The organism is Martinezella sp. CNPSo 3732 (assembly GCF_057784515.1).
The window spans coordinates 208,312-216,748 of the sequence record NZ_JBXSOO010000007.1 but is presented as its reverse complement, the minus strand read 5'-3'; the positions used below and the strand labels follow the sequence as shown (position 1 = coordinate 216,748).

8 protein-coding genes are annotated in these 8,437 nt (G+C 59.6%); 6 read left to right on the top strand and 2 right to left on the bottom strand.

Translation table 11 applies throughout. The features are described 5' to 3' along the window. The 6 genes from AC13RM_RS15615 to AC13RM_RS15590 form a co-directional block, all read left to right on the top strand. The coding region (locus AC13RM_RS15615; RefSeq protein ID WP_488555245.1) for a taurine ABC transporter ATP-binding protein at positions 1-773 on the top strand (773 nt) is incomplete at its 5' end. Next, entirely contained in the window at positions 770-1,624 is an 855-nt protein-coding gene (locus AC13RM_RS15610) for an ABC transporter permease subunit (protein ID WP_374818257.1), read from the top strand. The genes AC13RM_RS15615 and AC13RM_RS15610, both read left to right, overlap by 4 nt. 85 nt (positions 1,625-1,709) lie before the next feature. Beyond that, positions 1,710-2,780, top strand: a complete 1,071-nt coding sequence (locus AC13RM_RS15605; protein ID WP_374818259.1) for an LLM class flavin-dependent oxidoreductase — start codon at positions 1,710-1,712, stop codon at positions 2,778-2,780. Positions 2,781-2,932: 152 nt separating this feature from the next. Next, the gene (gene mntR, locus AC13RM_RS15600; protein WP_374818261.1) at positions 2,933-3,382 is read left to right on the top strand and encodes a manganese-binding transcriptional regulator MntR; all 450 of its coding nucleotides are present in this window, start codon (positions 2,933-2,935) and stop codon (positions 3,380-3,382) included. A 218-nt stretch (positions 3,383-3,600) separates the two neighbouring features. Next, positions 3,601-5,070 carry a sensor domain-containing diguanylate cyclase gene (locus tag AC13RM_RS15595; protein ID WP_374818263.1) on the top strand — a complete coding sequence of 490 codons (1,470 nt, stop codon included), beginning with the start codon at positions 3,601-3,603 and terminating at the stop codon, positions 5,068-5,070. A 120-nt stretch (positions 5,071-5,190) separates the two neighbouring features. Beyond that, positions 5,191-6,030 carry a mechanosensitive ion channel family protein gene (locus AC13RM_RS15590; protein ID WP_374818265.1) on the top strand — a complete coding sequence of 280 codons (840 nt, stop codon included), beginning with the start codon at positions 5,191-5,193 and terminating at the stop codon, positions 6,028-6,030. Between the two features lie 173 nt (positions 6,031-6,203). Here AC13RM_RS15590 and AC13RM_RS15585 read toward each other — a convergent pair whose 3' ends face one another. Further along, positions 6,204-6,866: a hypothetical protein gene (locus AC13RM_RS15585; RefSeq protein ID WP_374818268.1), complete on the bottom strand. Its 663-nt coding sequence runs from the start codon at positions 6,864-6,866 to the stop codon at positions 6,204-6,206. 417 nt (positions 6,867-7,283) lie between these two features. After that, positions 7,284-8,375: an LLM class flavin-dependent oxidoreductase gene (locus tag AC13RM_RS15580; protein ID WP_374818270.1), complete on the bottom strand. Its 1,092-nt coding sequence runs from the start codon at positions 8,373-8,375 to the stop codon at positions 7,284-7,286. Between the last annotated feature and the right edge of the window lie 62 nt (positions 8,376-8,437).

Sequence of the window (8,437 nt, the reverse complement as noted above, 5' to 3'; positions counted from 1 at the left end):
ATGCAAGCGTCTTCTTTGCAGCGCGTGACGGCAGGACCGTTCACGCGCTCGATCGCGTTTCCTTCAACATTCCCGAACGCGGCATCGTCGTGGCGCTTGGCGCATCCGGCTGCGGCAAATCTACTCTGCTCAATGCGATCGCCGGCTTCCTGCCGTTGTCCGAGGGGAAGATCACGCTCGACGGAAGGCCTGTTTCCAGGCCAGGCGCTGATCGCGGCGTCGTGTTCCAGAAAGATTCGCTGCTGCCATGGAAGTCCGTCATCGACAACGTGGCTCTCGGCCTGCAATTTGCCGGACTGGGCAAGCGGGAACGCCGCGATCGAGCATCCGAGCTTTTGCGGCTGGTGGGCCTCACCGACTTTGCCAATGCTCTGCCCTATGAATTGTCGGGCGGCATGCGCCAGCGGGTCGGCATTGCACGGGCGCTCGCCCCGGATCCGGATATCCTGCTGATGGACGAACCATTCGGCGCGCTCGACAGCCTGACGCGCGAGCAGATGCAGGAGCTTCTGGTTTCCATTTGGGCAAGAACCGACAAGCGCATTTTCTTCATTACCCACTCGATCGAGGAGGCGCTTTTTCTCGGAACGGAGGTTCTGGTCATGTCTCCGAGACCGGGGCGTGTCGTTGCCCGCTTCGAGCTTGATTTCGTGCATCGTTTTGCGGCCGACGGCGATACCAAGGCGATCGTCTCGTCGCCTGAGTTCGGTAGCCTGCGGGAAGAAATTCGCACCATCCTGCACAGTGCTGACAACATCAGGAGTGCGGCATGAGCGACATCATCGAAACGCACTCCGCCACCGTTTCTCAAAGGGAAACACAACCGAAGCTGGTTCGTGTTCCCGGCTTCGGCGTTGGCGAGAAACCCACCGTCGCCATCAGCATCGCGACTGCAATCGTCTGCCTGGCATTGTGGTGGCTCGTCGCCAAGCTCGGCCTGGTATCTCATCTCTTTCTGCCTCGCCCCGATGAGGTGCTGGCGCAGATCGGCGTTGTCTATCGCGACGGCTATGCGGGTGCCTCGCTTTCCGAGCATATATCGGCAAGCCTGTTCCGCATCGTCGTCGCCGCGGCCATCGCGATCGGGGTCGGCATTCCTGTCGGTCTGCTGATGGGTCTCAACCGCTGGGCAAAGGGAATTCTCGATACGCCCATCGAATTTTATTGGCCGCTGCCGCCCCTTTCCTACCTGCCGCTGATGATCATATGGCTCGGGATCGGCGAGACCTCGAAGATTACCCTCCTCGTGCTCGCCATGTTCGCGCCGATTTGCCTGTCGGCCCAAGCGGGCGTTCGTTCGCTGCCCCTGGAGCGGGTCAATGCCGCGCGGTCTCTCGGCGCGAACCGGCTGCACCTTTTCTTCAACGTCGTCCTGCCTTCTGCCCTGCCGGAAATCCTGACCGGTATCCGGATCGCCTTCGGCATCGGCTGGGGAACGCTGGTGGCAGCCGAACTCATCGCTTCGACCCGCGGTATTGGCTTCATGATCATGTCGGCATCGCAGTTCCTTGCCACCGACGTCGTCTTCGTCGGCATCGGCATCATTGCGGTCTGTGCCTTCGCCTTCTCGACCGCCGTCCGCATTCTTGAAGCAGTGCTCGTCCCTTGGAAGGGCAAGCTTTAGACGCAAGGAAGGTGAGCCGAGGATTGATCACGGCTCGCTTCGCTACAAATCCCCTATCAATTCAGACGGACCGACAGGCGCAGGCATGAGCGATAGCAGCGAATTTCTCTGGTACATCCCGAACGACGTCAAACCGGGCCATCGCGGCGACTCCGCCGTCGAGAACCATAACAGCCTGGAAACGCTCGCGAGCCATGCCAAGGCACTGGAGGATCATGGCTGGAGGGGCGCATTGATCGGCACCGGGTGGGGCCGACCCGACACCTTCACCGTCGCGGCCGCACTTGCCGCACGCACCACCAGTTTCGAGCCGCTCATCGCAATCCGCCCCGGCTACTGGCGCCCGGCGCACTTCGCCTCCGCTGCTGCCACTTTGGATCAGCTGAGCGGCGGCCGGGTGCGCATCAACATTGTTTCCGGCAAGGACAATCTTGCCGCTTATGGCGACAGCGAGGGTAATCAAGCCCACCGCTACGGCCGCACCAAAGAATTCATGCGGCTTACCCGCAAGCTCTGGACCGAAGAGAATGTCACCTATGAGGGAGAACACTTTCGCGTCAGAGAATCCACGGCGGCTCCGCGTATCGAGCCTCGGGGTGGACGTCTGCATCCCAAGCTCTATTTCGGCGGCGCTTCGGATGCTGCAGAACGCGTTTCCGCCACGGAGGCAGATGTTCAGCTTTTCTGGGGCGAGCCACTCGCCGACATCGCTGAGCGGATCAGCCGGCTCAGGGCGCTAAGCAGAGATCTTGATCGCGACCTGCCGCCGCTGGAATTCGGGCTGCGCATTACGACGCTGGTGCGCGACACAACGGAGCAGGCCTGGACCGATGCCGAGGCGAAAGTCGCCGAGATGGCTAAGAATAAGGGCGTCGGCTGGAACGATCACCGGCAATCGATCGCAGTGGGCCAGAAACGACTGTTCGATCTCGCCGCGCGCGGCGACGTGCTTGACGACAATCTCTATACCGCACCGGGCAAGTTCGGCGGCGGCGGTGCCGGCACAACCTGGCTGGTCGGCTCGCCAGAGGATGTCGCCAGCTCCCTGCGCAAGTACCGCGATCTCGGCATCACGCATTTCGTTCTTTCGGACACACCCTACCTCTCGGAAATAAAGCGGCAGGGTAAGCAACTGCTGCCGCTGTTGCGCGTCTGAAGGCGTGGCGCGACGAACCAATTGAGACATAGGAATTTCGATTTCACGGCTGGCCGGGATCGGCCGCCGGGGTTTCATAACGTCGTTGAATTATTTATAGTCGAGGCTAAACATCATTACATGACTCTTAATCAAGAGGGAGATGAGCCGCCTTGACGAAATTGCCTGCCGCCCCGGAAAGCCGTCTGTCTTCGACCGAGATCGAGACGCATGCCGAGGCCTTTCAGAAAAGCCGCGACGATCGACGCACGGAATTGATGGAGGATTACGTCGAGCTCATCGCCGATCTGATAGAACATGCCGGTGAAGCGCGCCAGACCGATATTGCACAAAGACTGGGAGTAACGCAGCCGACGGTTGCAAAAATGCTCAAGCGGCTCGCCGAGGAAAACCTGATCACGCAGCGCCCCTATCGTGGCGTGTTCCTGACTGAAGAAGGGCAGCGCCTGGCGGTGGCAACCCGCCGGCGTCATGAGATCGTCGAGGCCGTCCTTTGCCGCCTCGGCGTCGATGCTGACACGGCAAGAAATGATGCCGAGGGCATCGAACACCATGTCAGCGAAAAGACCCTAGAAGCCTTCGAGCGTTTTTTGAAGACATGACTGCCCATACGTCGGATCAACCCGATAGCGATCGCGCTAGAGAGCCGTTTAGGGCACAGTTTTGACAAGAATGAGTTGAAAAGAAGCGGACAGTGACTGTCCGGCTTGACCGGCCACTTGATATCAACGCAAGGTTTACCAATGCTCGCTAAGCAGAATTTAGCGAACTGCCGGCTTTCCATTTCGCATACTGACTTTTGTTGCCGGTGCAGGGAATCATGATGAACGCCCAGGACTTCAGCAGCACCGTTTTCGACCTTGCCCCCGTCGCCATGTGGCTGGAGGATTTCAGCGGCGTCAAGGAGCAGTTCGAACTCTGGCGTGCGGAAGGCGTGACGGACCTGCGTTCCCATCTGCTCGCCGACGTGCAGCGCGTCGGGTCCTGCTCGCAAAAGATCAAGCTTCTTGCCGTCAATGCCAGGACGCTGGAGCTCTTCGAGGCGCCGTCCTTCGAGACGCTCGTCGGAAGTCTTTCGCGGGTCTTCCGGGACGAGATGCTGCAAAGCCATGTGAACGAGCTTGTGGCGCTCTGGGAAGGCAAGACCGAGTTTTCCGGTACCGCAATCAACTATTCCCTCGGCGGCAAACGGCTCGACATCCAGCTACGCGGCGTCATCCTGCCGGGTCACGAGACCTCCTGGAGCAGATTGCTGCTGACGACGGAGGATGTGACGGCCCGCGAGGAGGCAAGACGGCAGGAAGAGCGGCAGCGCCGCTATGCCGAGGGCATGTTCGAGCATTCGCCGGTTTCCCTTTGGGTCGAGGACTTCAGCCGCATCAAGATCCTGCTCGATGAGATCCGCCACCGAGGCATCGTCGACTTTCAGGTATTTCTCGACGTGCATCCGGAATTCGTCCAGCAATGCATGAGCGAGATCAGCGTGCTCGACGTCAATCAGGCAACGCTCGATCTCTTCTGCGCACCGGACCGCCAGACCCTGCATCAGCGGATCGGTGAAGTGTTCCGCGATGACATGGAGAAGCATTTTCGGGGGCAATTGGTGGAATTGTGGAACAGTCGCCTTTTCCATCAGCGTGAGGTGCTGAACTACGCGCTCGACGGATCGGAGCGTCACGTCCTCCTGCAGTTTTCGGTCTTTCCCGGTTACGAGGAAGACTGGTCCCTGGTGCAGGTGGCGCTGACCGACATTACCGCGCGCAAGAAAGCGGAAGCCTATCTTGAATATCTCGGCAAGCACGATGTGCTCACCAGACTTTACAACCGCGCCTTCTATATGGAGGAGCTCAACAGACTGGAGCGCAAATCGCTTCGGCCGGTATCGGCCATCATTCTCGATCTGAACGGCCTGAAGGAGTCCAATGACGAGAGCGGCCACGATGCTGGCGACGCGCTGCTGCGCCGCATGGGCGAGGTGCTGAACAGCGTCGTCTCCCTGCCGAACCACGCCGCCCGCATCGGCGGCGACGAATTTGCCGTTCTCATGCCGGGCGCCGATGAAATCGCGGCTGCCGCGATGGTCGAGACGATCAACGAACTGCTGAAGATCAACAATCAGTTCTATTCCAGCGCGCCCCTCAGCGTCTCCATCGGCATTGCCACGAGCCTGCCCGGCGAAACCATGGAGGCCATGATCAAGCGCGCGGATCTCGGCATGTACGAACAAAAGAAGGCTCATTACGCCGCAGCGGCCACCATAGGCCCACATCAGGCAAAGCACGGCGCCTGACGCTCCGGCAGAGAAAATAGCCCGCATAAGCCATTGAACAGTTGAGTTTCATGCGTCCGATCGCCCGGAGCAAAAAACGCGACTTCTCATTTGGCTTTCTGGAAAAGATGGAGTTTTGACATGGACGATCAAACGACCAATATCGTCGTCGCCACTCGCTCGGCACTCGACCAGGCCTCGGCACTCGCGGTTCAATATGGATTTTCGCTTCTCGGCGCGATCATTCTTCTGATCGGTGGCTGGCTTCTTGCGGGCATTATCAGCCGGTCGGCCTACCGTGTCATCTCGCGCATTCGCGGCATAGACGAAACGCTCGCGAGCTTCTTCCAGAATGTCTTGCACTACAGCTTGCTTATCCTTGTCTTCATCACCGTCCTTGGCCAGTTCGGCGTTCAGACCGCCTCCATCATCGCCGCTCTCGGCGCTGCCGGCCTGGCGATCGGCCTGGCACTGCAAGGCACGCTTCAAAACATCGCCGCCGGCATCATGCTGCTGATCCTGCGGCCATTCCGGGTCGGCGAATATATCGAGACGGCGAACGTCAAAGGTTACATCAAGGAGATCGGGCTCTTCGCGACGGAGATGAGAACGGCCGACGGCCTCTATCTGATGGCGCCGAACTCGACGCTCTGGAACACGCCCATCATCAACCACAGCCGCGAGCCGGACCGCCGCCAGCAATTGTCCGTTGCCATGGGTGAGAAAATCGACATCGATCTTGCCCGCAAAACAATCCTCGACATCCTGAAAGCGGATCAGCGCATCAAGACCACACCCGCACCGAAGGTTTTTCTCGACGAGCTGGCCGTCGATCAAGCCGTGCTCAACATCGAATATTGGGCGATCACCTCGTCCTGGTCTGATGCCCGGCACGATGTCATCTCGAAGCTCAAGGCTAAGCTTGCCGAGCCCGACATAACGATCAAATCGCCGACGGAAGCGACAGGATCCGCTGACTGAGTTCTCCGGTGCAACGCTAAGCCTGCCGCCGGCAGGGAGTTGAACCAGCGGCAGGCTTCGCGAGGTCATGACACCTCGAGCAAGATCGATGTCCTGCCCGCTCTAAACTTCCGCGAGGGACATTTGTTCCCCACCGAGATATGCAAAGGGCCGAACTTAGAAACCTCGGGTAGCTACCATTTGATACGGTAGTCCAGGCGTACATTGCCAGCCGGTGTCAAAGTCTGCGGATCGGCGAAGGAGGCCGAGAAATTGAGGTTCGGCGCCAAAGGCTGCTGAAACGAGACCATGCTGGAAAAGACGCTGCCGACGTCCTTCAGATTGCCGATCGCAGATAAGGACGTTCCCGTCCAGGGAACGGCAACGGTAACGGCTTGTGTCGCAGTAACGGAATTTGCCGCATTCCGCGTGCCCGCGTAATTGACGTTCAGCGACCTCGACGTGCTCATGTCCAGATTTTCCGACACTGTCCAGCTTCGCGAGCGCTCGAGGCAAAGCGTTCCCGTGCTATTGAGAGTGTCCACCCTCACGGAGACTTCGCGACGCCACACGGTCGAAAAGCGCTTGTGATCGTCGATCGTCGTGCCCCAGAGCGTTGCCAGGCTGCTGCTTCGCAAGATCGCGCCGGTGGCAGCGCTACCAAGCCCAAGATCCATGCCGGCACTGACATCCCAGGCCATCGGCAGCCGGAAACCAAGCGTCGTCTTATATATTCGCGGCGCCACTTTGACCGGCGACCAGATCATCAGATCGCTGGCTTTGGTGACCTGCGGCAAGCTGACACTCGCAAGAAGACCAAGAACGCCGCGAAGAACGTGTTTTGACTTGAAGCCCATGTTAAAGCCCGCATTCTCTATACCCCGACCTCATGATGTTCAGGGCGCAACAAGGCAACAGCCAGCGCGGAACAACGCCGCATTCTGGCTTCGGATTGATTTTGTTCGGTTAAGCGCCAGCAAGATAGCGACGCATCGGAGCCAAGATTTACGGCGTCCGGTCGAAGGGAATGACGCTGCTTCCAATCAAGAAGCACCCTTCGCCTGAAAGAATCCCATCCGGGGTCGCGCTTGTAAACCCCTTGATCTCATGTTTTTTGCTGCGTTGCACACATGTCGCACCTGCGACGCCGCAGCATGAAAGCGACATCACCGCGAACGGCCTGAAAAACCAGCCCTTGCCGGATAGCCAAGTCGTCATTGAAGGATGATCACATTCCCGCGAGCGGCCGCGGCGCGAAGCATCGAACCGGTGGTTCACCCCGCGCGGAGCCCAGCCTTCGTCAGAATCGAAAGCACCCGATCGCAAAAATAGGGCAGTTCCTGCGTGTAGTTGACGAAGGACAAGGCGATGCCGGCATAGCCTTGCCCGGCAATGGCGATCATCTCTTCGGCAATGCGCTGCGGCGTGCCGATCAGCGGGTAGCTGCCTGCTCCACCGGCAAACCGCTGCCGGTAGCGGTCATAGGCCTCGCGATCATGGGACTGCGAGAACTCTTTTTTGCCGGCCATGTGCTGATCGACGGCAGCGTGATCGGCCATCGTCACGGCATAGCGGGTATAATAGTCTTCCGCCTCCGTCTGTGTCTCGCGGCAGACGACGTGACAGACGGTATAAACGCCGACCTGCCTGCCTTTTCCTTCCGCCCGTGCGGCGATATCAGCCACATGCTTCCCGGCGTCATCGATCTCGGTGAAGGTGGTGAAGAGATAGTCGCAATGCGCCGCGGCAAAGTCTCGGCCGGGGCCGCCGAAAGCCGCATTCATCGTCACCGGCCGCGGCGCCTGCAGGCTTGCGGGACGGCTGACGGCTTCCTTCAAATTGTAATAGGTGCCGGCATAGTCAAAGGGCTCATCCGAGGCATAGAGCCTCTCGACGATTTCGAGCCATTCGGCTGCCTGGTCGTAGCCCTTTTCGACGAGCGGCACGCCGAACATGCCGAACTCCTTCGGGTTCCAGCCACAGACAATGTTCAGTCCCGCCCGCCCCCGGCTGATATGGTCGACTGTCGCAAGCGACTTGGCAGCATAAAGGGGATGGACGATCGGCACGTGCACCGTCATGAAGAGGCCGATCTGCTCGGTCGCAGCCGACAGCGCAGCCGCCCAGGTGAAGGTCTCGAACGACCATTCGCGCACGCGGTTCTTGCCCCCAAAACCGCGCCAGCGGGCGATCGGTAGAAAGAACTCAAGCCCCGCCCGATCCGCAATCTGCGCCGCCGTCAGATTGTGCTGCCACCCTGCCGTCCAGCGCTCCGGCACGTCGGTAATGGCAAGGCCGCCATCCGCGTTGGTCGAAAAAACACCGAGCTTCAGCCGGTTCGGCCCCTTCAGCGGATGCATCTTCATGGCGGCTTTCTCCTCCCGAGTTCACCTCGCGCCTATCCTGCAAATCCGCAGCGACCCGATAG

What these genes read in the sequence shown, in the direction of transcription:
- AC13RM_RS15580 (WP_374818270.1), bottom strand. Translation starts at nt 8,375, where the DNA reads ATGAAGATGCATCCGCTGAAGGGGCCGAACCGGCTGAAGCTCGGTGTT.
- AC13RM_RS15585 (WP_374818268.1), bottom strand. Translation starts at nt 6,866, where the DNA reads ATGGGCTTCAAGTCAAAACACGTTCTTCGCGGCGTTCTTGGTCTTCTT.
- AC13RM_RS15590 (WP_374818265.1), top strand. Translation starts at nt 5,191, where the DNA reads ATGGACGATCAAACGACCAATATCGTCGTCGCCACTCGCTCGGCACTC.
- AC13RM_RS15595 (WP_374818263.1), top strand. Translation starts at nt 3,601, where the DNA reads ATGATGAACGCCCAGGACTTCAGCAGCACCGTTTTCGACCTTGCCCCC.
- AC13RM_RS15605 (WP_374818259.1), top strand. Translation starts at nt 1,710, where the DNA reads ATGAGCGATAGCAGCGAATTTCTCTGGTACATCCCGAACGACGTCAAA.
- AC13RM_RS15610 (WP_374818257.1), top strand. Translation starts at nt 770, where the DNA reads ATGAGCGACATCATCGAAACGCACTCCGCCACCGTTTCTCAAAGGGAA.